Source organism: Variovorax sp. GW821-FHT09D07, assembly GCF_059416345.1.
This window is the reverse complement of sequence record NZ_JBWKOY010000004.1, coordinates 130,671-154,459: the sequence shown is the minus strand read 5'-3', so window position 1 is coordinate 154,459 and position 23,789 is coordinate 130,671. Positions and strand designations below refer to the sequence as shown.

Sequence of the window (23,789 nt, the reverse complement as noted above, 5' to 3'; positions counted from 1 at the left end):
TGGGATCGGTGGGAATTGGGGAATGCGCGCGCTCAGGCGGTGGCCGCGGCGACGGCCTGCTTGCGCAGCTCTTCGTCCACGAGGTCTTTCTTGGAGAGCTTGCCCACCGCCGTCTTGGGCAGCGCGGCGCGGATCTCCAGGGCCTGCACCATCTCGTGCTTGCCCACGCGCTCCTTGAGAAAGGTTTGCAGGGCCTTGATGTCGAAGGCCTCGGCGCCGGGTTTGAGCGTGACGAAGGCCTTGGGCGACTGGCCGCGGTATTCGTCGGGCACGCCGATCACCGCCACCTCGTGCACCGCCGGGTGCTGGTAGATGGCCTCTTCGAGCACGCGCGGATAGACGTTGTAGCCGCTGCACAGCAGCATGTCCTTGCAGCGGTCGACGATGAAGACGAAGCCGTCCTCGTCCATGTAGCCCACGTCGCCGGTGCGAAAGAAGCCGTCGAAGGTGGTGCTGTCGGCCGTGGCCTCGGGCTTGTTCCAGTAGCCCTTCATCACGTTGGGGCCCTGGATGCACATCTCGCCCTTCTCGCCCAGCGGCACGTAGCGCGTGGGGTCTTCGAGGTCGAGCATCTTGATGACCACGCCCGGGTGCGGAATGCCACACGAGCCCGCCTTGCGCTGGCCGTGCGCGGGCGAGAAGGTGCCGGTGGGCGAGGTTTCGGTCATGCCCCAGCCTTCGGCCAGCCAGGTGCCGGTGATGGCGCGGAAGCGCTCGCCGACCTCCATCGGCAGCGGCGCACCGCCCGAGTTGCACAGCTTGAGCGAGTGCAGGTCGTACTGCGGCGTGTCGGGGTCGCCGATCACCGCGGTGAACATGGTGGGCACGCCGCAGAAGGTGGTGAGCTTCTTCTCGGCGATGTCGCGCAGCGCGGCCTTGGGGTCGAAGCGCAGGTGCTGCACGATCTCGGCCGCCAGGCGCACGCCCAGCAGCAGGTTGACCGTGAGCGCGTAGATGTGAAACGGCGGCAGCACCGCGAGCAGCCGCTCGGTGCCCATCTGCAGCACGGGCGGCGTGCCCGACTGCGTGATCACCACCTGCTCGCAGGCCGACGACAGGTTGGCGTGCGTGAGCATCGCGCCCTTGGGCAGGCCGGTGGTGCCGCCCGTGTACTGCAGGATGGCCAGCGCCTCGCGCGGATCGCCGATGGGGTGCAGCGTGTAGCGGCCGTCGTTGTCGAGCAGTTCGGAAAAACGCAGGTGGTGCTCGTCGCCGGAGATCTCGACCGTTTCGTTCTTCGCCTTCATCTGCGCGGCCACCTGCTCGGGCGCGCCCGTCATCTCGGCGAGGTTGCCGACGATGAGCTTCTTCAGCCGCGTCTTGCCGAGCATGGCGGCCATCTGCGGATACAGCGCCGCCAGGTCGAGCGTGATGAGGAAGTCGGTCTGGCTGTCCTCGATCTTGTGCTCGAGCACCTTCGCCGCATCGAGCGGCGAGTAGTTGACCACCGTGCCACCCGCCTGCAGCACGCCGAACAGCGCGACCAGGTAGTGCGGCGTGTTGGGCAGGAACAGGCCGACGTGCACGCCGGGGCGCACGCCCAGGGCCTGCAGCCCCTTGGCGGCGCGGTCGACCAGCGCACCGAGCTCGCGGTAGTTCAGGCGCTTGCCCATGAAGTCGATGGCCGGCCGGTCGGGAAAACCGGCCACGGCGTCGGCCAGGATCTGCTGGACCGAGGTGGGCGTGATCGCGTGGTCCCACGCCACGCCTTCGGGGTAGGAAGCCAGCCAGGGCTTGCTGTTCATGTGCGTCTCCAGGAAGTGAGTGAGTGAGTTGGTGATGCGACGCGTCAGGCGGCCTTGCGCACGTCGCGGTGCGGATCGAGGTACAGCAGGCGGCGCAGGCCTTCTCGGCGGAACGGCTTCCACTGGCCCTCGGGCTGCGCGAGCCGGTCGGCGATGGCATAGAGCACCACCGGGTTGTGGCCGAGGCCGCAGTGGCTGCCCTCGACCTCGATGTTTTCCGAGGTCGCGGTCTCGCGTTCGCGGCAGCCCTGCCAGGCCACGATGCCGTCGCTGCGGCTGTAGATGGCGCTGGCCGGCACGGGCGGCGGCGTGCGCATGCGTTCGCGCTCGGGCCAGTCCTCGACCTTGCGCTCGCTCACCATCTCGTACAGCCGCCAGGCGTTGCTCGCGCGCGGCTCGCCCGCGAACGGGCTGCCCAACGTGATGACGCTGCGCACCTGCGAAGGCGCGCGGCGTGCCAGCTCGCGTGCGAACACGCCGCCCAGGCTCCAGCCGACGATGCTCACCTTGCGCTGGTAGCGCTCGTGCAGCTCGGCCAGGCGCTCCTGCATCTGGTCTTCCACGCCGGGGCGCGGGCCGAAGTTGGGGCCGAGCTTCCATCCGTGCGCGCGGTAGCCGCGGTCGCGCAGGAAAGCGCGCAGCGGTTGCGTCGAGGCATCGCTCGCCGAAAGGCCGGGCAGCACGAGCACGGGATGCCCGTCGCCCGCGGGCGCCATGCGCAGCATCGGGGCCATGGTGAAGAACGCGGACAGCTCCGCCACGGCGCGCCACTCGAGCATCAGCAGGCGACGGGACGGCGGGGCCATCGAAGAAGATTCGGTCATGGTCATCTCGGGAGTGGAGGGAAAGGGAAAGAGAAAAAAGAGAAGCGAAGAAAAAGCCCGACGTGCAGACGCGATGCACACGGCTACCCGGTCGGGCGGTCGTTCGAGAGAGGATCGAGATCGGGGAAAAGGGAGGAAGGCACCGCGCAACGGCGGCGCCCGGCCTGTGCGGCGGCGCGCATGCATGGTGTGAACCCGCCGCGTACGTCCAGTCCGTGCCGGGCATGCCGGCACGCGCGAGGTGCATCCATGTTGTTGTCTCCTGTCGGCCTCGTCCGGGCCTTCAGCGAGGCTCGGATCGGGCACTTTGTTGTCGTTGCTCTGGGCGCCATCTTTTCGCGGCGACGTCGACAAGAAAAGGTGCGATGCGACCACTTCGCGGTGATTTCGGGACGCGCATTTGAACGACGCGCAGGCGCGACTCACAACTGCGAACAGATGTGTGGATCGACGGCCACGCGAGCGCCGCACGACGGCGCGCGCATGCGAATCAGCAGTGATGTTCACGATGCCCGATGCGGCATCGCGCAGGCGTGGCTCAGGCCTTCGCCGCGCGGTAGTCCTGCGGGCTGCGGCCGGTCCAGCGCACGAAGGCGTGGCGGAAGTTCGAGGCGTCGCTGTAGCCCAGCCGCTCGGCGATTTCCTCGGTGGTCATGCGCGTGGTGCGCAGGTACTCGATGGCCAGCACGCGGCGCACGTCGGCCAGGATGCCGCGGTAGGTCGTGCCTTCGGTCTCGAGCCGACGGCGCAAGGTGCGCGGATGGATCGACAGCTCGGAGGCCATCGGCTCGATGGTCGGAAAGCGCCACGGCATGTGGTCGATCAGCGTGCGCCGCACCACTGAAGAGACACCGCCCGAGCGCGGCAGATCGGCCAGCACCTGCTGGCACATCTCGCTCACCATCGCATGCGTGACCGAGTCGGGCAACCGCGAGGGATGGCCCACCCACGGCGAGCCCACATGCAGTTCGTCGCGCGGCTGGCCGAACGCCACGGGGCAGCAGAACAGCGTGCGGTAGGCGCTCAAATCTTCGGGCTCGGCAAAGCGCACATGCAGTGCGGAAAGACCGAACGATGGACCGAAGAGATCGCGCCCCAACCGCAGGTGCACCGCGAAGGCGAACTCGAGCGCGAAGCGGTACAGCGGGTCTTGCGGATCGGACGACAGCAGCACCTCGTAGGGCAGCACCGCGGTGCCGCTGCTGCAGGTGTACGACACCGGCCCGGCCACGGGGCCCATGACGCGGTTGTACTTGATGGTGAAGTCCATCAGGTCGGCATGCGTGGGGCTGCTCAGCAGCCCGTAGCCGTACATGCCGTAGGCCGTGAGGTGCATGCGGATGCCCGCGCGAAAGGCGATGCTGGGACCGGGCGCGAGGCGCACCGCGTTGCGGAAGACCACGGCCGCCTGCTCGTAGGAAATCCGCGTCGCCGGTGCGCGCAGCTGGTCTTCCGTCAGGCCACTTCCGCTCAGGGTTTGTTCCGGTGCGATGCCTTCTTCGACCAGGGTGGCGACGATGGCTGCGACGCGCTGGGGTCCGTAGACGCGTGACGCGAAGTCGGGTGGCGAACGATGCACGACGATTCAATCCCTTCAGAACACATGCCTTCGATGGCGGGCCGCCACTGGCCTCGCACTCCAAGGTCGTCGCAGGATATCGAAGCGTTCCGCACGCGCAGACTCGGAGTTTCCCGATAGCGCCAAATTGTCCCGAAGTCACTCCCGGTTGGTCTGAACGAACCTTTCTCGCGCTGGTGCCCCACGGAAAGATCGTCCACGAAACACCGTCCCGGCCGCAGGGCACAAAGCGCAACGCGCGACGGTTGCCTTTCGCTTCTCTTGCTTTCTCTCCCCTTCCTTTTCACCGCCACGCCCCATGCAACGCGCCCCTTCTTCCCCTTCGTTCGCTTCGTCCAACGGCATCGAGCTGGCCTACGACTGCTTCGGCGATCCGGCGGCACCACCGCTGCTGCTCATCATGGGCCTGGGCACGCAGATGATTGCGTGGGACGAAGCCTTCTGCGAGCGCCTGGCCGGTCGCGGCTACCGCGTCATCCGCTTCGACAACCGCGACATCGGACAGTCCACGCGCCTGAGCGCCGCGGGTATTCCCGACGTGGCCAAGCTGCTCGGGCAGGCGCTGGCCGGCGTGCCGGTGAGCGCGAGCCAGGTGCCGTACACGCTGGCCCACATGGCCGACGATGCGGTCGGCCTGCTCGATGCGCTGGGCATCGACAGCGCCCACATCGTCGGCGCCTCGATGGGCGGCGCCATCGGCCAGGAGATCGCGCTGCGCCATCCGGCGCGCGTGCGCACGCTGGTGTCGATCATGGCCACCAGCGGCGCCCCCGACCTGCCGCCGCCCCAACCGCAGGCGCTGCAGGTGCTGCTCACGCCCACGCCGCTGGACCGCGACGGCTACATCGCGCGCCAGCAGCAGGTGATGAAGGTGCTGCGCGCCGGCTCGCATCCGGACGAGGAAGCACTCGACGCCGCGCGCGCGGAACGCAGTTTCGAACGCGGCCTGCACCCGGCCGGCTACGCACGCCAGCTCGCGGCCATCATCGCGTCAGGCAGTCGCAGGGAGCGGCTGGCGTCGCTGAAGGCGCCGACGCTGGTGATCCACGGCGATGTCGATCCACTGGTGCCGATCGAATGCGGGAAGGACGTGGCGCGCCACGTGCCCGGTGCCCGGATGGTGACCATCGAGGGCATGGGGCACGCACTGCCGAAGGTGACGTGGGCGCCGGTGATCGATGCGATTGCGGGGCACGCGGTCGAGGGCCGCTGATTTCTTTCGGGCCTCGGGCGGCCCGGCCCGTCAGCGCATGCGCGCCCGATGCGCCGCGCCGGCGCGCTCGACGAGGTCGAGGTCGAACGCCGTCAGCTCGGCGATGCGCACGTCGGCCAGGGCAAGCACCTCGGGCCCGAGCGGAAACTCCGGCCCGGGCGCCGCGATGATGCCCATGCCGGCCGCACGCAGCGAGCGGATGCCGTTGCCGGAGTCCTCGACGCCGACGGCATGCTCGGGCTTCACGCCGATCTTCTGCAGCACGTCAAGGTAGATGTCGGGCGCGGGCTTGCCGTGCGCGACGTCGTCGCCATACGTGGTGGCCAGGAAGACCTTGTCGAGGCCCGTCACCTTCATCACGTGCGCCGCCAGTTCGTTCGGCGAGCCCGAGGCCAGCGCGACCTTGTAGCGGGTCGCCGCCAGGCGCACCGCGGCGATGGCGCCTTCGCGCTCGGGCAGGTGCACCTCGTACTTCGCCAGCAGGCGCGCCTTGATCTCGCGGGCGATCGCAGCCTCGTCCATGCCGAGTCTGGCGCGCAGGTCGAGCCGCTCGACCATGAGGCGCGACCACATGCGGGTGTTGCAGCCCATGGTGGCTTCCTGGTCCTCGGCGCTCCAGGTCATGCCGTGGTCCGCGGCGAACTCCTCGCGGGCCTGGCGCCAGAGCACTTCCGAGTCGATCAGGATGCCGTCCATGTCGAAGACGACGGCTTGGATGGTGGTCATGAAAAAGGCTTTCCTTGCGTGTGACAGTCGAATTCAGGGGGCCAGCCGGCGCTGCAGCGAAGCCGCCAGCGTCTGCAGGATCAGGCAGCACGAGGTGGCGCCGGCGTCGAGCACGCCGATCGAGCGCGCACCCAGTCGTGCCGAACGGCCGATGCGGGCCTGCAGGTCCTTGGTGGCGTCGCGCCCCTGCTGCGCGGCAGCACCCATGGCTTGCAGGCAGGCAGCGAAGCCTGCGCCGGCGGCTAGTGCGGCGGCGTAGGCATCGCGCGCCGGCACGAGCGTGTCGATCAGCGTCTTGTCGCCGACCTGGGCATTGCCCATCGCCTGCACGTTGGCAACCGCCACGGCCAGCGCCTCGCCGAACAGCGCCGCATCGAGTTGTTCATGCGGCGCGAGGGTGTCGACAAAGCCGAGAAAGAAGCGGCCATAGAGCGGCCCCATCGAGCCGCCGATGTCGTCCATCAGCGCCTGCGACAGCTGCTCGAGGGCACCGGGCAGCGACGCGGCGCGCGGGCCGAGCGCGTCCAGGCGCGTGCCGCAGCCGGTGAAGCCCTTGGCCATGTTGATGCCGTGGTCGCCGTCGCCGATCAGGCCGTCGATCTCGCTCAGGTGCTGCCGGTTCGCGACGATGGCGTCGATGAGGTCGCGCACCACGGGGCCCGCCTCCGCGAGGGCCAGCGTGGCGCCGCTCACCGTGCGTGCGCGCGCGCCGGCGCCCGAAGACGCGGCCGCCGGGGTCGCGGCAGGGTGCATGCGGGCGCTCCCGCTGTAGGTGCGGCCCTGAACGGCGTCGCCGGGCACGCTCAGCCCCACGCTGCGGCAGGGGTGCTTGAGGCAGGTCTCGAGTTCGTCGTCGAGCTTCATGAGGGTCAGCGTCACGCCCATCATCTCGAGCGAGGTGAAGAGGTTGCCGACCTGGTTGAACGCCACCGTGATGCCCTTGGCCAGCAGACGCTGCGCGATCTCTCCGTAGAGGATGTACTGCTCCATCACCGGCGTGGCGCCGAGCCCCGAAATCAGCACCGCGACCCGGTCACCGGCGCCGAACGGCAGGTCGGGCAGCACGACATCGAGCATGAGCTGCGCCATCTCGGCGGCGCTCGCCGTCGCCCGCACGTCGATGCCGGGTTCGCCGTGGTGGCCGATGCCGACTTCCATCGTGCCGGGCTCGATGTGGAAGTTGGCCTTGCCGACCGCGGGGATCACGCAGGCGGACAAGCCCACGCCGATGCTGCGCGTGTTCGCGATGGCCTTCTGCGCCGCGGCGATCACCTCGTCGAGCGAGGCGCCGAGCGCGGCCTTGGCGGCGCCGACCTTCCACATGAAGATCTCTCCCGCGACACCGCGGCGCCGTGCCTCGTCGCCCTTGGCGGCCGAGGGCACGTCGTCGTTGGCGACCACGGTCCTGACCACGATGCCCTCGCGCTCGGCCATCTGGCGGGCCATGCCGACGTTCATGTTGTCGCCGGCGTAGTTGCCGTAGAGGCAGGCCACGCCCGCGCCGCCGTCAGCGGTGCGGATCGCGTCCAGGAAGCTCTTGGCCGTGGGCGAGGAAAAGATCTCCCCGACAGCCACGGCATCGACCATGCCGTCTCCCACATAGCCGAGGAACGCCGGCTCGTGCCCCGACCCGCCGCCGGTCACCACACCGACCTTGCCGCGCTCGGGCGCCCGGGCGCGCTTGACGACACGCGGGTTGGCCGGCAGTGCCTCGACGCTGTCGCCGTGGGCCAGCAACCAGCCCCCGAGCATGTCCTCGACGACGCGATCAGGGTGGTTGACGACACGGTTCATGGACATAAAGCAGGTCTCCTGGGTAAGGGCGGGGCCGGACGCGGCCCGCGGGGTGTGCGCGAAGGGATGGCTCTACAGGGCCGCGGCGAGCGGGACAGGGGCAGCGGCGGGCGACGCGGCCGGCGGCACGGCGGCGCCGGGGCCCAGCGCCGCACGCTCCGCCGCGATGAGTTCGCGGTAGGCCACAAGCTGCCGGCGGATGTCGTCGCTCGACCAGCCCAGGTACGGTGCGATGCACCCGGCCACGAACGGGGCCAGGGCCAGCCCGCCATCGGCGAGTTCGATCGACAGGTGGGTGCGGCGCGTCATCACGTCGGTCAGCGTGTGCGCGCCCTCGGCGACGACGGCATGCACGAGTTCGGCGACCAGGTAGTGCGAAGCACCGGGCAGTGTCGCGCGCAGTGCGGGCCTGGCCCGTGCGAGCGCCCGCAGGTCGCGCACCCGGTCGCCGTGCCGCTGCAGCAGGCGGCCCGCATCGCCGATGCCCATGCCGAAGTGCCGCGCCAGGTCGCCGGCGCTGTCGCGCACCGCGGCCCAGTCGCCGGCCCCGACCAGCGGCAGCGAGGCCGTGGGCGATGCCGTGTTCACCCCCAGGGGCTTCACCGCGGCATCGACCGCGTCGGCCGCCATGCGGCGGTAGGTCGTGTACTTGCCGCCGACGACGGTGGTGAGGCCGGGCGGCCCGTCGATCACCGCGTGGTCGCGCAGCAGTGCCGATGTCGAATCGGTGGTGCCGACCGACTTCAGCAGCGGGCGCAGGCCGGCGAAGGTGCCGAGCACGTCGGCGCGGCCGACCTTGCGCTCGAGATAGGCGTTGAGGTTGTCGAGCAGGTAGTCCACATCGGCCGCTTCGGCGACCGGCTGCGACTTGTCGCCGTGCCACGGGGTGTCGGTGGTGCCGACGAGCCAGTAGCCGTACCAGCGGCGCGCGATGATGACGGAGTCGGTGGCGCGGGCGAGGATGCCGGTGTCGGACTGCAGTGCCTCCGGCCGCAGCAGGATGTGCACGCCCTTCGCGGGTTGCACCCGGAAGCTGTTGGCGCCCGCGCGCTGCTGGATGTCGTCGGCCCAGATGCCGGTGGCGCTGATCACCGCGCGGGCGGCCAGGCGATGGCGTTCGCCGGTGAGGGTGTCTTGCACCACGACGCCCGCGACGCGCTCGCCGTCCTTGATGAACTCGACCATGGGCGCCCGCGTGATGACCTTGGCGCCGCGACCGGCCGCCGTGCGCACGACCGCGAGCGTGTGGCGCGCATCGTCCATCAGCGCGTCGTGGAACTGGACACCGCCGACCACGCGCTGCGCATCGATCGAGGGGACGTGCCGCTTGAGCGCCGCCCGGCCGAAGTGGCGCTGGCGCGGGACGGCACCGCCCTTCAGGCCGAAGAGGTCGTAGAGCAGCACGCCGGCGCCGACATAGGGCCGCTCCCACCAGGCGCGGGTGAGCGGATAGAGAAAGGACTCCGGGCGGGCAATGTGCGGGCACAGGACCTTGACCATCAGGTCGCGCTCCTCGATCGCGTGCGCCACCAGCTTGAAGTTGAGCTGCTCGAGATAGCGCAGGCCGCCATGAAAGGTCTTGCCCGAACGCGACGAGGTGCCGGTGGCAATGTCGCCCGCCTCGACCAGCACCACCGAAAGTCCGCGCGCGACAGCGTCGAGCGCGGCGCCCGCGCCGGTCACGCCCGCGCCGATCACGAGCACGTCGGCCACGCTGCGCGAGGCTTCGGCCAGGTCGCGCCGCCGCTGCGCGGGATGGAGCCAGGTCGCGTCGGCGGGCTCGAAGGCCCGCGCCAGGACGGCGGGCGGGACGAAGTCGTTCATCGAATCTCCTGCGCGGCGGCATCGAGGTGGGCACGCCGGATGTCGGCCAGGGCCTGCCAGGGCGCCCTCGCCCGCTGTGCGGTTTCGCGGTACTGCCCGTAGATCTGGTCGTAGAGCGCGGTCTGGCCCGGGTCCGGCAAGGTGACCGCCTCGTCGAGGTAGGCATCGACCCACTGGGGCAGCATCTGGTGAATGCTGGCGTGGCTGTCGATCGACAGCGCGGCGGTGATGGCCGCGCCTGCGGCGCCGCACTCCTCGCGGTTCGACACGCGCACCGGGCGCCCGGTGACCGACGCGATCATCTGCCGCAGCGCCAGGCTGCGTGCGGCGCCGCCGGACAGGCGGATCTCTTCGGGCAGCGTGCCGAGCGCGGTGTAGCAGTCGCGCGTGGCCATCGCGATGCCTTCGAAGACCGCACGCGACAGGCCCGCCACGCCCAGCGTGGCACTGAAGCCGCTGAGCTGCGCACGGGCGCTCGCATCGACAAAGGGGCCGCGCTCGCCGCTTTGCGCGATGTAGGGGTGGTAGACCGCCTGTGCGGGTGCGGTGGACAGCACCAGCGCATCGAGCCGCTCCAGCATCTGCGCGTGCGGCAACGCCGTGCCGCCGGCCAGTTCGGCCGCGCTGCCGAGCAGCCGGAGCAACCAGTCGATGTTCAGCGTCGCCGCCATGTGCGAGACCAGGCGGACCCGCAGGCCCGGCGCAGGCATCGCGATGGTGTAGCCGGCTTCGGCGCTCGGTTCGATGGCCGCCGCGTTGTCGGTGACCCAGCCGTGCATGCCGGTGCTGCCGAGCACCGAGCAGCCGACGTGCCGCAGCCCGCCCTGCGCATCGAACGCCATGCCGCCGGCGCCGAGCACGCACAGCGGCACGTCCATGAGCGGCAGCACCACCGGCAGGCCTTCGGGTAGCCCCGTCTCGGTGGCGGCAGTGCGGGTCAGCGGCGCATGGCTGCGGGTGCCGTCGACGATCGGCGGCAGGAGGTGCTTGATGGCGCCCAGGCCGAGCAGTGCCAGGGTCTCGTCGTCGTAGGCCAGGCTTCGGAAGTTGCCGAAGGTGTAGACGCCTTCGCAGGGGCTGGTCGCACGCACGCCCGTGGCCTTGAAGAAGAGCCAGTCCTTGCAATGCATGGCCGATGCGGCCCGTGCCAGGCGCTCGGGCTGGTGCGCCTGCAGCCACAGCAGCTGGCCGCTTTGCATCGACGGGTTGAGCGCGTTGCCGGTGCGCGCGGCGACGAGCCGCGAGGCCGGCGTCTCGCGCAGTGCCTGCACGTGCTGGCCGGCGCGCGCGTCGAGCCACAGCATCGCGGGTCCGACCGGGCGGCCGTCGGCATCGACGAGCCAGGTTCCGTCGCCCTGGCCGGTGGCCGCCAGGGCCACCACGCGCGCCGCCAGGCCAGGGACGCGCGCGGCCAGCGCGCGCAGCGTGGCTGCGGTGTCGGTCCAGGTTCCGTCGAGGTCCTGCTCGGCCGCGCCGTCGGGGCCGAGCAGCACGCGGTTCGGCGTGCTGGCCACCGCCACCTGCCGGCCCTGCAGGTCGAAGGCCACGGCCTTGATGACCGAGGTTCCGGCGTCCACGCCGATGATGAGGTCGCGTGCCATGCGCGTCAGTGCCGGCCGTCGAACGAACGGGTTGCGTTCATCGGTGTTTCGCGTGGTATTTCTCGTCCAGCGCATCGATGGCGCGGACGTTGCGCGCCGACGTGCCGTGGGGGTCGAAGTGGGAGGACAGGTAGGCCTGCGCCACCGCCTTGGCCAGTTCGGCCCCGATCACCCGCGCCCCCATGGTGATGACCTGCGCGTTGTTGGAGAGCGCGGCGCGCTCTGCCGAGTAGGTGTCGTGCGTCTGCGCCGCGCGGATGCCGGGCACCTTGTTGGCCGAGAGGCAGACACCGATGCCGGTCCCGCAGACCAGGATCGCACGGTCGTAGAGGCCGCTGAGGATGCCCTGGCAGACCCGGTCGGAGAGGTCGGCATAGAAGAAGTCGGCGTCCTCCTCGGGCAGGCCGATGTGGGTCACCTCGAGGCCCTCACGGCCAGTGAAGTGCCTGGCCAGAACCTCGGCAAGGGGCGCGCCCGCGGTGTCCGCGGCAATGGCGATCTTCATGTGCTTTCCATTTCTTCGAATTGCTTCGAACCGGCTGCGCAACCGGCGGCGTCGCGTGGCGGGCGCCGCCGGGACCTTGCGGTGCCGGGGTGTCGAGACGTTGCGTGGGCTTACTTGTCCAGGACGAACGGCGAGGAGTACTTGGCGGCATTGCCCTTGGTGATCAGCAGGCAGTCGAACAGCTGCTTCTCGGTCTTGGCACCGGTCTTGCCGGTCCGGATGAAGGTGTCGGCCTGCTGCACGGCCGCAGCGGCGAACACCGCGACGGGCTGGAGCACCGTGTAGGCCAGCTCGCCGGCCTTGACCGAGGCCACCGAGTCCGGCGAACCGTCGAACCCGCCGACGACGACCCCGTTGAACTTGCCCGCCTTCTTGAGCGCGGCGATCGCGCCGAGGGCCATCTCGTCGTTGCCGCTGATGACGCCCTTGATGTCGGGGTGCGCCTGCATCAGCGACTGCATCTTGTTGTGCCCTTGCGTCCTGTTCCAGTTGGCGACCTCCGAGCCGGCCTTGGCCAGGTCCGGGTACTGGCTCAGCACGGTCTTGAAGCCGTTCGACCGGGTCGCGGCGTTGTTGTCGGAAGGGGCGCCGACGAGCTCGACGTACTTGCCCTTGTTGCCCATCAGCTCGGCCCAGTGCTGGGCCCCGAGCGCGGCGCCCTGGGCGTTGTTCGACACGAGCTGCGCCTGCGCCAGGCCCTCCTTGTTGATCTCGGCATTGACGAGGATCACGGGGATCTTCGCGGCCACCGCCTTCTGCACCGCGCCCACCGAGCCGCTCGCGTTCGCCGGGTCGAGGATGATGGCGACCGACTTGTTGGTGATGGCCGTGTCGATCAGACGGCTCTCGGTGTTGGTGTCGCCGGTGTGCGCGGCGACGACCGCGGTGTAGCCCAGTTTCTGCGCCGTGGCCTTGGCCACCTCGCCTTCGGTGAACCAGTAGGGGTTGGCGGGATCGTTCACGATGATCGTGATCAGCCCCTTGCCCTTGCCTTGGGCCCATGCCGGGCTGGCCATCAGGGGCGTGAGCGAGAGTGCAGCAAGCAGCGTGCGGCGGGTGGTGTTCAACATGACTTCGTCTCCTTGGTGGTTTCTTCTGGACAGATGCCGCGGCTGCGGCGGACGGGAATCTTTCAGGCCGTGGGCCGTGGCTGGGCGGGCGTGCCGGACACGGCCGGGGTCACAGCACGCGCGGGCCGACGGCCGTACCGGATGGCGTTCAGCAGCACCGCGAGCACGATCACGGCGCCCGTGAAGACGGTCTGCCAGTAGGAAGACACGCCGATGATCACGAGCCCGTCGGACAGGAAGCCGATGACGAAGGCGCCGAGCAGCGTGCCGCGCACGTTGCCGCGCCCCCCGGTGAGCGCCGCGCCGCCCACCACGACGGCGGCGATCGCGGTGAGCTCGTAGGTGCTGCCCGCCGTCGGGCCGGCCGAGGTCAGTTGCGACGACAGCACCAGCCCCGCAATGGCGGCGCAGACACCGGACAGCACGTAGACGGTGACGGTCGTGAATCGCACGGGCACGCCCGACAGCTCGGCCGCCCGCGCGTTGCCGCCGCTCGCATACACCCAGCGCCCGAAGGCCGTGCGGTTGAGCAGCACGGCTGCCACCACCGCGACCATGGCAAGGACCAGCACGCCGACCGGCATGCCCAGGACCTGGTCGAAGCCGAGCCAGTTGAAGCCCGTGTTGCCCAACTCGGGCCGGCCGCCGAGGTTGTTGAAGGTCAGCCCGTTGGTGATCAGCAGCGCCACGCCGCGCGCGACGTACAGCACGCCCAGCGTGGCCACGAAAGCCGGCACCTTGAAGAAGGCGATCAGCACGCCGTTGACGGCCCCGACGAAAGCACCCAGCGCGCAGGTCAGCACCACCACGACCCAGACCGGCGGGTAGAGCACCAGGCCGAGCGCGTCGATCGTGACGCCCTGCATCAGGTAGCCGGCGACGACCCCGCACAGGCCGAGGGTCGACCCGACCGACAGATCGATGCCACCGGTGAGGATCACGATCAGCATGCCGATGGCCAGCAGCCCGAAGATGGCGACGTGCGACGCCATGATCAGGAAGTTGCCGGTCGAGAAGTACACGGGCGACAGCAACGAGAACACGGCCACGATCGCGATCAGCGCGAAGAAGGCGCGCCCTTCGAGCAGCAGGCGAACGATGTCGATGCCGCCGCCTGCGCCGTTGGCAGAGCGGGAAGGCAGGGCTGGAGATGGGGCTTCGCTCATGGTGATGTCCGCTCGAAGGGCTTCATTCAGGCAACCATGGCTTCGCCCGAGGCGGCCATGATCATTTCTTTGGTGGCGTCGGCGCCGAACTGGGCCGAGATCCGCCCCCGTCGCATGACCACGATCCGGTGCGCGACACCCAGGCATTCGCTCACCTCCGAGGTCGAGAACACGACCGCGAGGCCCTGCCGCGCGCGCTCGGCGAGCAGGCGGAACACCTCGGCCTTGGCGCCGACGTCGATGCCCCGGCTGGGCTCATCGAGCAGCAGGACCTTCGGGTGCGTGGCGAGCATCTTTCCGATGACCACCTTCTGCTGGTTGCCGCCCGACAGCGATCCGATGGCCGCCTGGCCGCCGCTGGTCTTGACGGTGACGCGCCGGATCGACTCGTCGACGCATGCACGCTCCCGGGCCGGCGATGTGAAGCACCCGCGAACGAAGGCGCCGATGCTGGCCAGCGAGAGGTTCTGGCCGACGCTCATCGTCTGCACGAGGCCGTCGCGCTGGCGGTCTTCTGGCACCAGCGCCAGGCCCTTGGCGATGCGCTGCGCGATGCTCAGCTTCGACACGTCCTGCCCTTCGAGCAACACGCGCCCGCCGTCGAGTGCGCAACGGCCGGCCACGGCCTCCAGCAGCTCGGTGCGCCCCGCGCCCATCAACCCGTAGATGCAGACGATTTCGCCCGCTCGCACGTCGAGCGACACATGGTCGACGACGTCGGCGCCGGAGCTTTCGGTGAGGACGGCGTCCTCGATGGCTAGCGCGATCTGGCCGAAGTCGTAGCCGCCGGGCGGACTGCCCAGATCGAAGTTCTCGCCGACCATGTGGCGCACGATCCATTCGAGATCGATCTCGGCGCGCGGCGCCTTGGCGGTCATGGCACCGTCGCGCAGCACCACAGCGTGGTCGGTGATCTGCAGTGCCTCTTCCAGGTGGTGCGAGATGTAGACGATCGACACCCCTCGCGCCGTGAGGTCGCGGATCACCTTGAACAGCGCCTCCACCTCCGCCGCCGAGAGCGCCGACGTGGGCTCGTCCATGATCAGGATGCGGCTGTTGACCGACAGCGCACGCGCGATCTCGACGATCTGCTGCTGCCCGAGGCGCAGGTCTTCGACCAAGGTCAACGGATCGATCGCTTCCTCGAGCTCCGCCATCAGCGCCCGCGTGCGCCTCGCCTCTTCGGCAAAGTCGACACCGGTGGCGCCGCGCAGCTCGCGGCCCATGAAGACGTTGTCGCGCACCGAGAGGTTCGGTGCCAGGCTCAGTTCCTGGTGAATGATCGAGATGCCGCGTTCGCGTGCGTCCGCGGCCGACGCCAGGACCACCGGCACGCCGTCGAGCACGATGTCGCCCGACGTGGGCGTGACCACGCCCGAGAGGATCTTCATCAGCGTGGACTTGCCGGCGCCGTTTTCACCGAACAACGTCGTGACCTGTCCGCGGTGGATGTCGAAGTTCACGCCCTTGAGCGCCTGCACGCTGCCGTACGACTTGGCGATGTTCCGCGCCGACAGCACGATCGCGCTGTCGGGATGACGGGCGATGCCAGCGGCGCTCATTGCACGCCCAGCCGCACGGGCGTGACGAGCCAGCTCGACGGATTGATGAGCTGGAACACACCGACGACGTCGACCTTCTTGCCGGTGAGTGCGTCACGGTCGAGCGTGCCGAGCACCTGCGCCTTGACCTCGTTGTTCAGTGCCGAGCCCGCGTCCTGGTAGTCGATCTGGTTGGTGAACTGGCCGAAGGCCACGGTGCCCGTCGCGTCCCGCACCTCGGTGCCGTTGAGGGCCGGCCCGGTTTGCACGCGAAGCTGCAGTCCCTGCGGCAGGCCGTCGACCACCACCGTGAAGATGCCCGCACGACCCTCGCCGACCGTCCCGGTGAACCGGACCGGGAAGATCGGCCCGACGCTTCCGGGCTTGCCGTAGGTCTCGCCGGCTGCCGCCTTGTCCGCCGCGAGGGCCTGCGCCAGCATCGGGGCGTCGACGGCCGCCTTCTCGATCAAGGCCCGAATGGGTGCGAATGCCTTCTTGCCGTAGGCCTCGGCCGAGAACGCGTCGACCCGTGCGTCTTCGGGGGAGCCGATGCGGACCGCCTTGGTGTCCAGCACCATCGCCACGCACAGCAGCAGGAGCACCGCCGTCCACACGCAGGCCGACGTCCGCAGACGGAACGGTCTGCGCGCGGAAATCTCGAGCTGGGCGCCCATGCGAACCTCCTCCCTGTTGATCCTCTTGAACCTGTGTGTTCCGGTCGACGTTGGCGCTCTAGGGGCACCGACTCCGACGGCCGGAAGATGGCGGCCCGGTCAGCGGCGCTGACTGGCCTGATGGCGCAGGCACAGCTGCGCGGTCGCCTCGTCGACGATCAGCTCGGTGATCAGGCCGGTGTTGAGCACCGCGCAGATCGCTTCGGCCTTGTACGTGCCACCGGCCACCGCGAGCACGTCGCGCCCGCGCAGGTCGTCCAGCGACGCACCGACCGCACGTTCGTTCATCTCGCACTTCACCGGTTCGCCGTTCGACGCCACGAAACAGCCGGCGAGTTCGCCGACCGCCCCCGCCTTGCGCAGCGCCGCCAGCTCCTTGGCCGTGACCGACTGGGTGCGCAGCAGATGGGTGTCTGGCCCCAGGTCACCGACACCGACGACGCAGAGCTGGCACTCGCGCACGAGCTCGAGCACGTGCTGCACGCCGCGCTGGGCGCGCAGCACCTGGGCGTCCGCCCGGCTGTCGGCCAGGAACGGCACCGGCATGAAGTAGCACTCGCCGCCCGTGCGTTCGGCCAGCTTGGCAATCAGGTCGAACGGGTTGGCGGCGGAGCGGCGCGTGAGGCTGCCCAGGAGCGAGATGAAGCGCGTGTCCTTGCGATTCGCCGCGGGCATCCGCTCGACCATCGCGGCCAGCGTGCGACCGTGGCCCACACCGATGGTGCGCACCTCGCCGGCGTCGAGGACACGGGTCAGCTGGCGTGCGGCAGCCACTGCCAGCGCGGGGATCGCATCGGTCGCATCGTCCAGGTCGGCCTGGGTGGTCGGGACGACCACGCAGCGCTTCAGGCCGAAGGCTTCCACCAGCTTGTCTTCGAGCGCCATGCACTCGGCAGGCACACCTTCCACGAAGAACTTGATCAACCCGCTCTGCATGGCCGAGGCGATCAGCCGCTGCACCTTGACGCGCGACACGCCGAGCCGCTCGGCGATCTGCTCCTGCGTGTGGCCGCCCACATAGGCCAGCCATGCGGCGCGGATGGAAAGACTCAGTTCGGGGTCCATGTCGTGTATTTTGTGAACATTTGATCTTCAACTGCTCAATTGATCAGATGGATGAACTTTAGGGATTGCGGGTGGGCCAGTCAACGAACGCGCTCTCGGTGTTTTCCCGCGCCACCGCACTCGCCGCACCTTGACCGGGCAGGGCAATGGATGGGGAGGATGAGACCCGGCGCGAAGTGAATCGCTCGGGGCTTGCAACTACTCGCTCGAGACGCCCGCCCGCCTCCAGGCCTGCGCATGGCCCAGGAAAGCGCGAAGCTGCGAAGGCCGCACCGGCTTGACGAGCACCGGCAGGCCGGCCTCGCGTGCCGCCGCCAGCGAATCGCCGCCGACGTCGCCGGTCACGATCAACGCGGGCAGGTCGGCTTCGTTCAACGCAAGGCGCAGGTCCGCGATGGCCTGCAGGCCACTCGCCTGCAGGCCGAGCCGCAGGTCCACCACCAGCGCATCGGGTCGGAAGCCCTTCTGCAGGCACGCCAGCGCGCCCGCCATGTCGCTCGCGGCGCGGACCTCCGCGCCCCAGGAGGCCAGCAGCCCTTGCAGCGCCTGCAACGAACTCTGGTCGTCGTCGAGCACGAGCACGCGCGCGGCCAATGCGGCCGTCGATGACGCGGCGAGCCGTTCGGCATCGTCCGCCCGGCCGCTCTCGGCCGCATCGGCCAACGGCACCTGCACGTCGAACACGCTGCCCTGCCCCGGCTGCGAGCGCACGGTCACGCGCAGGTCGAGCAGTTCGCTCAATCGCTTGACCGTCGCAAGGCCCAGGCCGTAGCCCAGGCGGCGGTCGCGCGCGGGGTTATCGATTTGATAGAACTCGTCGAAGACGTGCGGCAGGTGCTCGGGCGCGATGCCGATGCCCGTGTCTTCGATGGCCAGCCGCAGCCGGCCGTTGTCGACCCGGCCGCCGATCCGCACCGTGCCCTTGTGCGTGTAGCGGATGGCGTTCGCCAGCAGGTTGGTGACGACGCGCGTGAGCAAGGCGCGGTCGCTGCGGACGGTGGCGGGGTCGATGACCAGCTCGAACGTCAGCCCCTTGGCCGCGGCCACGGCCTGGTGCGGCCGGCAGCAATCGCGCAGCAGCTCGTCGATGGCGAAGAGCGACCACTGCGGGCTGATCGATCCGGCGTCGGCACGCGTGATGTCGAGCAGGTCGTCCACCACGTCGGTCATGCCGTCGGCGCAGGCCACCAGCTGCTCGGAGAGCGCCTGTACCTGCGGCTGCGTGCTGACCGTGTGCAGCGTCTGCGCCAGCAGCGCCATCGCGTTGAGCGGCTGGCGCAGGTCGTGGTTGGCCGAAGCGAAGAAGCGCATGCGTGCCGCCACGGCTTCTTCGGCGGTCTGGCGGGCCGAGCGGCTGCGTTCGTTCTCGGCGCTCAGTGCGGTCACCAGTTCGGCATTGCGCCGGCGCTGCGCCTGGATCTCGTGCAGCGCGCGCGAGAGCTCCCTGGAACTCAGCAGCGTATAGACGCCGATGAGCGTCACGATCATTGCCATGGCCAGGTGGTAGCTGCCGCCGAACCAGATGTCGCGCAGCACCAGCGGGCCGAGGATGAGGCCCACATAGACGATGGCCGAGCGCTCCATCGTCGAGAGCCGGATCGCGCCGCCGAGCGAAACGGTGACCATCGTGATGTGAAGGATGGCCTCGGCCTGCGCCGGCCCGTTGTTCTGCAGCAGGACGCACAAGACGCCCCACGACAAGGCGAGGCTCTGGCTGCTGGCCATGAGGGGCAGCGCCATCGCCGCGAGGTTCGATCGAAGGCCGGGCCGCAGCGCCCATGCCACCCAGATGCCGCCCCTCACGGCCACGAGAAAGCAGTAGACGGCGAACCACGCCTGCATGCGCGCGCCGTCTGCGCCTGTCGCGTATTCGCGGTAGCACAGGTACCCGCCGAGCGCGGCCAGCATCCACGCCCACGGCGTGGTGCGGATCATCTGCTCGACCTGCTGCAGCTGGAGGTCCGAGAAGCGCAGGCACGCGGCAATGAGGCCGCGCACACCAGGGACGCGCGGCGCTTTCAGCGGAGGTGCGAGGGCGGCAGGAGCCGAAGGCTTCATCGCGGCTCCAGCCACAGCCCCGCGCGCCGCGCCTGGACCAGCAGGTGGGTGCGGTTGCGCGCGTCCATCGTGTCGAGCAGCGCCGTGATGTGGAGCTTGACCGTGCGCTCCGCGATCGCCAGCTCGGCGGCGATCTGCTTGTTCTGGCGGCCTTGCGCCACCAGCAGCAGCACTTCGAGCTGGCGCGGCGTGAGGCTCGCGACCGGCAGGCCGGTGCGCGAGGTCAGCACGTCGAAAGACTCACCGCCCGCGGCCACCTCGTCCAGCGCCGCCGCGATGTGCGCCACCGAGCGCGACTTGCCGATGAAGCCGGCCGCTCCCGCAGCGCGTGCGCGGGCGGCGAGTGCCGGCTCTTCGTCGCCCGAGATCATCAGGCGCGACACGAGGGGATGCCGGGCACCGAAGAGGCGCAGGCCTTCGAGGCCGTCTTCACCGCCCAGGCGGTAGTCGATCAGCACGATGTCGGGCGCACATTGCGAGGCCCGCGCCACGCCCTCGGCCAGCGAGAGCGCGGTCTGCACTTCGAAGTCGGGACGGGCGTGCGTCAGCGCATGCGCAAAGCCGACACCGAACAGCGGGTGATCGTCGACAAGCAGGAGTTTCATGGTGCCGTGATCCTCGGGTGCGGGCCCGGCCCGCGCCCTCTCCTCGTAGGGCGCCATTGTTGTCTACGCCGGCGCATCGGTGCCGCGCCGGCTGTCGCGAAGCCTCAGTTGCAACGGCCGGCCGCGCGCAGCAGCGCATTGCAGGCCGGCGCAGGGGCGGTCGTCGGCCGTGTGGCGGAACGGCGCGCGGACGCGGGGGCGTCGCTCTGGCGCATCTCCTGGCAGATCGCGTCGCTGACCACCCGGCCCACCACCGACACCGAACCTTCCACATAGCAGCTGTAGACCCGCCCGCCGTCGGTGCGGGCCTGGAAAGTCGTCTGCACGCCACTGTCGGCCCGGTTCGAGATCGTGAACGCCTGCGGCGGCAGGCCCAGCGCGCGCGAGGTGTTCGTGACGATGGCGTCGTCGGTCACGGCATGCGAAGCGCATCCACCCGTCAGAACAGCAGCCATGAGAAGCCAGGGCAGGCAGAAGAGCGTGCGTGAGGAGGTCATGCAGCGAGCCTATCGGGACACCTTGCGCCAGCCCATAGCACCTTAGGGCAGGTGCCCGAAGGTGCTATGGGCCGCACGCGCAGCCGTCCCTACGATCCGCCCCTCTTGAACGAACAAGCAAACACAGAAGGCGCCGGGCCCCGGCGCCAGCGAACGAGGAGGAACACGGACATGACGAAGACGAGCAGCTACGGACGGTGGATGGTCTGGACGGGCGCGCTGGCCCTGCTGGCGGCCTGTGGCGGTGGTGGCGGCGGATCGGGCGGCGGTGCGTTGCCGCCCCTGGGCATCTTCCCGCCCGCGCCCCCGCCGGCGGCTGTGACGCATCGCCTGGAGGTCGGCATCACCGGCAACGGCCACGTCGGATCGCAGCCCGCGGGCATCGACTGCACCGACCGCTGCAGTGCCGATTTCAGCGCGGGCACCGAGGTCGTCCTCGCGGCCACGCCAGCGGCGGGGCAGGTGCTCGGCAGTTGGGGCGGTGCCTGCAACGGCAACGCCGGCACCTGCACCGTGCGGATGGACGCGGCACTCGGCGTGACGGCCACCTTCGTGGCCGCACCGCCCGTGATCGGCTGGGGCGATGCGTCGGCGCTGTCGGCCGGCGGCGCCAGCCTGCCGAAGACCGCGATCGACGCGGAGGGTCGCGCGCTCGTCGTGTGGCGCCAGATCGAAGGCAACCCGCAGGTGGACCGCCTGTGGGGCAGCCGCTACCTGCCCGGCAGCGGCTGGACCGCGCCGCAGCGCCTCGAGGCCAATGCCGGCGGCGTGCGCGACATCCGCATCGCCATCGACAAGCCCAGCGGCCGCGCCGTCGTGCTGTGGACCCAGCTGAGTTCCGTGACCGGCTACGACCTGTGGGCGCTGCCCGTCGACCCCGCGGGCGGCTGGGGCAGCCCTGCGCTGCTGGAAACCGGCACCGGCATCGTCGGCAACGCCAGCGTGGGCATCGACGCCAACGGCAACGCCGTCGCCGTCTGGTCGCAGATCGGACCGGCCACGCGCTTCAGCATCTACGCCAACCGCTACACCCCGGCCGGCGGCTGGGGCACCGCCGCACTCATCGAGACCAACGAGGTCGTGGGCAGCGTCGACGGCGACCCGGCCGTCGTGGTCGCGGGCTCGGGCGAGTCGGTCGCGGTGTGGAAGCGCTCCGACGGCAGCAGCGCCTCGCTGTGGACCAACCGCGCCAACGCAAGCGGCACCTGGACCACGGCCACCGAACTCGTGCCCGACACCGGCACCGGCCACTCGATCGGTGCCCACGACCTGGCGATCGACGCCGCCGGCAACGCGCTGCTCGCCTGGGGCCAGGCCGACCTGCCCGGCGGCAGCAACCAGTGGGAAAGCGCCGTGTGGTTCAAGCGCTTCTCGGCGGGCGCATGGCAGAGCGGCACTGCACGGGTGGGCGCACCGTTCGTCGCCACGCAGGCGTTGTTGAGCACGCCCGTGCTGCGCATGAATGCGGCGGGTGCGGCGGTCGTGAGCTGGGGACGGCTGGACAACGCGCTCATGGCGGCGACGGCGGCGCCGGGGGCCGCATTCGGCGCGGACCGTGTGGTGCGGGCGGCGGCTTCGCAGGCGTTGGCGAGCTTGCCGGCACTGGGCGTGGACGATGCGACCAATGCGTTGGTGGCGTGGGCGCAGGGCAATGGGGTGGGGACGAGCGATCTGTATGCGGCTCGGCACACGCTGGCGGATGGCTGGGGGGTGCCGGTGGCTCAGGAGGGCTCGGACGAAATTGCGACTTCGCCGGATCTGGCGATGAATGAAGTGGGGAATGCGGTGCTGGTTTGGCAGCAGTTTGAGGCGGCGGCAGGGACGCGCATTTTGGTGCGGAGGTATGGGTCGGGGAGGTAGGTTGCGTGAGGGGGCAAGTGGCTTGCCCTGATCGCGAGCCTGCGTGAGCAGCAGGCTGATGGCGGAGAGTGTGAGATTCGAACTCACGGACGCTTTCACGTCGGCAGTTTTCAAGACTGCTGGTTTAAACCACTCACCCAACTCTCCGGAACCGTCGATTTTATGCCGACGGCGCAGCCTTACTCGTCATCGGGCAGGAACAGCGTCTGCAGATCGCTCAGGAAGTCGAGTCCGCGCTCGGTGGGCCACACGCGGAACAGGTCGCGCGCGACGAGCCCCTTGCGCTCGGCCTCTTCCAGGCCGCGCTGGATCGACGTCATCGCCAGGCCCGTGCGTTCGCTGAACTGGGGCAGCGTGAAGCCCTGCTTCAGCCGCAGCGCGTTGAGCATGAACTCGAACGGCAGGTCGGCCAGCGCGACTTCGTCGCTCTGCGACACGGCCATGCCGGCGCGCGCGTTCTCCATGTACAGGCGCGGTTCGCGATAGCGCACCTGCCGCACGATGCGGTGCGCAAAGCTCAGCTTGCTGTGCGCGCCGGCGCCAATGCCGAGGTAGTCGCCGAACTGCCAGTAGTTGAGGTTGTGCGCGCATTGATGCCCGTCGCGCGCATAGGCCGAGACCTCGTAGCGCGACATGCCGCTCGCGCCCGTGCGTTCGGTGATGCGGTCGAGCATCGCGTAGGCGATGTCGTCCTCGGGCAGCGTGGGCGGGAACTTGGCGAACCAGGTGTTGGGCTCGATGGTGAGGTGGTAGATCGAGATATGCGGCGGCGCGAGCGCCAGGGCCTGGGTCAGGTCGGCATCGAGGCCTTCCATGGTCTGGCCCGGCAAGGCGTACATCAGGTCCAAATTGAAGGTGTCGAAGGCGCTCGCGGCCTCTTCCACCGCGGCGATGGCCTGCGCGCGGTCGTGCACGCGGCCCAGCGCCGTCAGGTGCTCGTCGTTGAAGCTCTGCACGCCCACCGACAGGCGCGTGACGCCGGCCGCACGGTAGGCGCGGAAGCGGTTGCGCTCGAAGGTGCCGGGGTTGGCCTCGAGCGTGATCTCGCACTCGGGCGCGAGCTTGAGGCGTGCGCGCACGTCGCCGAGCAACCGGTCGATGGCTTGTGGCGAGAACAGGCTGGGTGTGCCGCCGCCGATGAAGATGGTGTGGACGGTGCGGCCCCAGATCAGCGGCAGCGCGGCGTCGAGGTCGGCGATCAGCGCGTCGATGTAGGCGGCTTCGGGAAGGCCGTCGATGTCGGCCTCGCTGGTGGCGCGCCACTCGTGCGAGTTGAAGTCGCAGTACGGGCACTTGCGCAGGCACCACGGCAGGTGGATGTACAGCGACAGCGGCGGCAGCGCGGCGAGTTGCAGCGGGCCGGGGCGCATCCAGTGCAGCACGTCATTGGCCTGAGGGGCGCCGCCGGCTTGGGCGGGCTGGATCGGGAAGACGGTGGCCAT

At 69.7% G+C, this 23,789-nt stretch carries 19 protein-coding genes and 1 tRNA gene; 2 read left to right on the top strand and 18 right to left on the bottom strand.

What is annotated here, in order from left to right; genetic code table 11:
* Positions 1-32: 32 nt before the first annotated feature.
* From AC07OX_RS16395 to AC07OX_RS16385, 3 genes are all read right to left on the bottom strand, one after another.
* Complete coding sequence (locus AC07OX_RS16395) at positions 33-1,745, bottom strand: long-chain-fatty-acid--CoA ligase (RefSeq protein ID WP_495261175.1); 1,713 nt, start codon at positions 1,743-1,745, stop codon at positions 33-35.
* Between the two features lie 44 nt (positions 1,746-1,789).
* Positions 1,790-2,569 carry an esterase/lipase family protein gene (locus AC07OX_RS16390; RefSeq protein ID WP_095948796.1) on the bottom strand — a complete coding sequence of 260 codons (780 nt, stop codon included), beginning with the start codon at positions 2,567-2,569 and terminating at the stop codon, positions 1,790-1,792.
* Positions 2,570-3,107: 538 nt separating this feature from the next.
* A complete protein-coding gene (locus AC07OX_RS16385) occupies positions 3,108-4,148 on the bottom strand; it encodes an AraC family transcriptional regulator (protein WP_369629952.1) in 1,041 nt (346 codons plus the stop codon).
* Positions 4,149-4,446: 298 nt separating this feature from the next.
* On the opposite strand from AC07OX_RS16385, the gene AC07OX_RS16380 reads away from it, so the two are divergent.
* On the top strand, positions 4,447-5,361 hold the full coding sequence (locus AC07OX_RS16380) for an alpha/beta fold hydrolase (RefSeq protein WP_495261176.1): 915 nt from the start codon (positions 4,447-4,449) through the stop codon (positions 5,359-5,361).
* A gap of 30 nt (positions 5,362-5,391) precedes the next feature.
* Here AC07OX_RS16380 and AC07OX_RS16375 read toward each other — a convergent pair whose 3' ends face one another.
* From AC07OX_RS16375 to AC07OX_RS16315, 13 genes are all read right to left on the bottom strand, one after another.
* Positions 5,392-6,087 carry an HAD family hydrolase gene (locus AC07OX_RS16375; RefSeq protein ID WP_492731136.1) on the bottom strand — a complete coding sequence of 232 codons (696 nt, stop codon included), beginning with the start codon at positions 6,085-6,087 and terminating at the stop codon, positions 5,392-5,394.
* Positions 6,088-6,120: 33 nt separating this feature from the next.
* Complete coding sequence (dhaL, locus tag AC07OX_RS16370; RefSeq protein ID WP_495261177.1) at positions 6,121-7,887, bottom strand: dihydroxyacetone kinase subunit DhaL; 1,767 nt, start codon at positions 7,885-7,887, stop codon at positions 6,121-6,123.
* 66 nt (positions 7,888-7,953) lie between these two features.
* Entirely contained in the window at positions 7,954-9,705 is a 1,752-nt protein-coding gene (locus AC07OX_RS16365; protein ID WP_495261178.1) for a glycerol-3-phosphate dehydrogenase/oxidase, read from the bottom strand.
* Complete coding sequence (locus tag AC07OX_RS16360) at positions 9,702-11,306, bottom strand: FGGY family carbohydrate kinase (protein ID WP_495261179.1); 1,605 nt, start codon at positions 11,304-11,306, stop codon at positions 9,702-9,704. Before AC07OX_RS16360 ends, AC07OX_RS16365 begins: the two co-directional genes overlap by 4 nt.
* Positions 11,307-11,343: 37 nt before the next feature.
* Positions 11,344-11,811, bottom strand: coding sequence for a D-erythrulose-4-phosphate isomerase (gene derI / locus AC07OX_RS16355; RefSeq protein WP_492731129.1), 468 nt, complete (start codon positions 11,809-11,811; stop codon positions 11,344-11,346).
* A gap of 110 nt (positions 11,812-11,921) precedes the next feature.
* Entirely contained in the window at positions 11,922-12,881 is a 960-nt protein-coding gene (locus AC07OX_RS16350) for a D-ribose ABC transporter substrate-binding protein (RefSeq protein ID WP_495261180.1), read from the bottom strand.
* A 62-nt stretch (positions 12,882-12,943) separates the two neighbouring features.
* The gene (locus AC07OX_RS16345; RefSeq protein ID WP_495261181.1) at positions 12,944-14,047 is read right to left on the bottom strand and encodes an ABC transporter permease; all 1,104 of its coding nucleotides are present in this window, start codon (positions 14,045-14,047) and stop codon (positions 12,944-12,946) included.
* Positions 14,048-14,073: 26 nt separating this feature from the next.
* A complete protein-coding gene (locus tag AC07OX_RS16340; RefSeq protein ID WP_495261182.1) occupies positions 14,074-15,609 on the bottom strand; it encodes a sugar ABC transporter ATP-binding protein in 1,536 nt (511 codons plus the stop codon).
* The gene (locus AC07OX_RS16335) at positions 15,606-16,262 is read right to left on the bottom strand and encodes a DUF2291 family protein (RefSeq protein WP_495261183.1); all 657 of its coding nucleotides are present in this window, start codon (positions 16,260-16,262) and stop codon (positions 15,606-15,608) included. The genes AC07OX_RS16340 and AC07OX_RS16335 overlap by 4 nt, the downstream gene beginning before the upstream one ends.
* Before the next feature lie 99 nt (positions 16,263-16,361).
* Positions 16,362-17,327, bottom strand: a complete 966-nt coding sequence (locus AC07OX_RS16330) for a sugar-binding transcriptional regulator (RefSeq protein WP_159273027.1) — start codon at positions 17,325-17,327, stop codon at positions 16,362-16,364.
* 198 nt (positions 17,328-17,525) lie between these two features.
* Positions 17,526-19,385 carry a sensor histidine kinase gene (locus AC07OX_RS16325; protein ID WP_495261184.1) on the bottom strand — a complete coding sequence of 620 codons (1,860 nt, stop codon included), beginning with the start codon at positions 19,383-19,385 and terminating at the stop codon, positions 17,526-17,528.
* Positions 19,382-19,990 (bottom strand): response regulator transcription factor, encoded by a 609-nt coding sequence (locus AC07OX_RS16320; protein ID WP_495261185.1) that lies wholly within the window; start codon positions 19,988-19,990, stop codon positions 19,382-19,384. The genes AC07OX_RS16325 and AC07OX_RS16320 overlap by 4 nt, the downstream gene beginning before the upstream one ends.
* A 104-nt stretch (positions 19,991-20,094) precedes the next feature.
* Positions 20,095-20,487: a hypothetical protein gene (locus AC07OX_RS16315; protein WP_495261186.1), complete on the bottom strand. Its 393-nt coding sequence runs from the start codon at positions 20,485-20,487 to the stop codon at positions 20,095-20,097.
* Positions 20,488-20,658: 171 nt separating this feature from the next.
* Between AC07OX_RS16315 and AC07OX_RS16310 the strand changes: the two genes are divergently transcribed.
* Positions 20,659-22,347, top strand: a complete 1,689-nt coding sequence (locus AC07OX_RS16310; protein ID WP_495261187.1) for an InlB B-repeat-containing protein — start codon at positions 20,659-20,661, stop codon at positions 22,345-22,347.
* Positions 22,348-22,406: 59 nt separating this feature from the next.
* Here AC07OX_RS16310 and AC07OX_RS16305 read toward each other — a convergent pair.
* Together AC07OX_RS16305 and hemW are read right to left on the bottom strand one after the other, a co-directional pair.
* A tRNA-Ser gene (locus AC07OX_RS16305) sits at positions 22,407-22,494 on the bottom strand.
* 32 nt (positions 22,495-22,526) lie between these two features.
* The gene (gene hemW / locus AC07OX_RS16300; RefSeq protein WP_062476321.1) at positions 22,527-23,789 is read right to left on the bottom strand and encodes a radical SAM family heme chaperone HemW; all 1,263 of its coding nucleotides are present in this window, start codon (positions 23,787-23,789) and stop codon (positions 22,527-22,529) included.

Coding starts and splice junctions, on each gene's coding strand:
- AC07OX_RS16395 (WP_495261175.1), bottom strand. CDS start 1,745: ATGAACAGCAAGCCCTGGCTGGCTTCCTACCCCGAAGGCGTGGCGTGG.
- AC07OX_RS16390 (WP_095948796.1), bottom strand. CDS start 2,569: ATGACCGAATCTTCTTCGATGGCCCCGCCGTCCCGTCGCCTGCTGATG.
- AC07OX_RS16380 (WP_495261176.1), top strand. CDS start 4,447: ATGCAACGCGCCCCTTCTTCCCCTTCGTTCGCTTCGTCCAACGGCATC.
- AC07OX_RS16375 (WP_492731136.1), bottom strand. CDS start 6,087: ATGACCACCATCCAAGCCGTCGTCTTCGACATGGACGGCATCCTGATC.
- dhaL (WP_495261177.1), bottom strand. CDS start 7,887: ATGTCCATGAACCGTGTCGTCAACCACCCTGATCGCGTCGTCGAGGAC.
- AC07OX_RS16365 (WP_495261178.1), bottom strand. CDS start 9,705: ATGAACGACTTCGTCCCGCCCGCCGTCCTGGCGCGGGCCTTCGAGCCC.
- AC07OX_RS16360 (WP_495261179.1), bottom strand. CDS start 11,306: ATGGCACGCGACCTCATCATCGGCGTGGACGCCGGAACCTCGGTCATC.
- derI (WP_492731129.1), bottom strand. CDS start 11,811: ATGAAGATCGCCATTGCCGCGGACACCGCGGGCGCGCCCCTTGCCGAG.
- AC07OX_RS16350 (WP_495261180.1), bottom strand. CDS start 12,881: ATGTTGAACACCACCCGCCGCACGCTGCTTGCTGCACTCTCGCTCACG.
- AC07OX_RS16345 (WP_495261181.1), bottom strand. CDS start 14,047: ATGAGCGAAGCCCCATCTCCAGCCCTGCCTTCCCGCTCTGCCAACGGC.
- AC07OX_RS16340 (WP_495261182.1), bottom strand. CDS start 15,609: ATGAGCGCCGCTGGCATCGCCCGTCATCCCGACAGCGCGATCGTGCTG.
- AC07OX_RS16335 (WP_495261183.1), bottom strand. CDS start 16,262: ATGGGCGCCCAGCTCGAGATTTCCGCGCGCAGACCGTTCCGTCTGCGG.
- AC07OX_RS16330 (WP_159273027.1), bottom strand. CDS start 17,327: ATGGACCCCGAACTGAGTCTTTCCATCCGCGCCGCATGGCTGGCCTAT.
- AC07OX_RS16325 (WP_495261184.1), bottom strand. CDS start 19,385: ATGAAGCCTTCGGCTCCTGCCGCCCTCGCACCTCCGCTGAAAGCGCCG.
- AC07OX_RS16320 (WP_495261185.1), bottom strand. CDS start 19,990: ATGAAACTCCTGCTTGTCGACGATCACCCGCTGTTCGGTGTCGGCTTT.
- AC07OX_RS16315 (WP_495261186.1), bottom strand. CDS start 20,487: ATGACCTCCTCACGCACGCTCTTCTGCCTGCCCTGGCTTCTCATGGCT.
- AC07OX_RS16310 (WP_495261187.1), top strand. CDS start 20,659: ATGACGAAGACGAGCAGCTACGGACGGTGGATGGTCTGGACGGGCGCG.
- hemW (WP_062476321.1), bottom strand. CDS start 23,789: ATGGCCACCGTCTTCCCGATCCAGCCCGCCCAAGCCGGCGGCGCCCCT.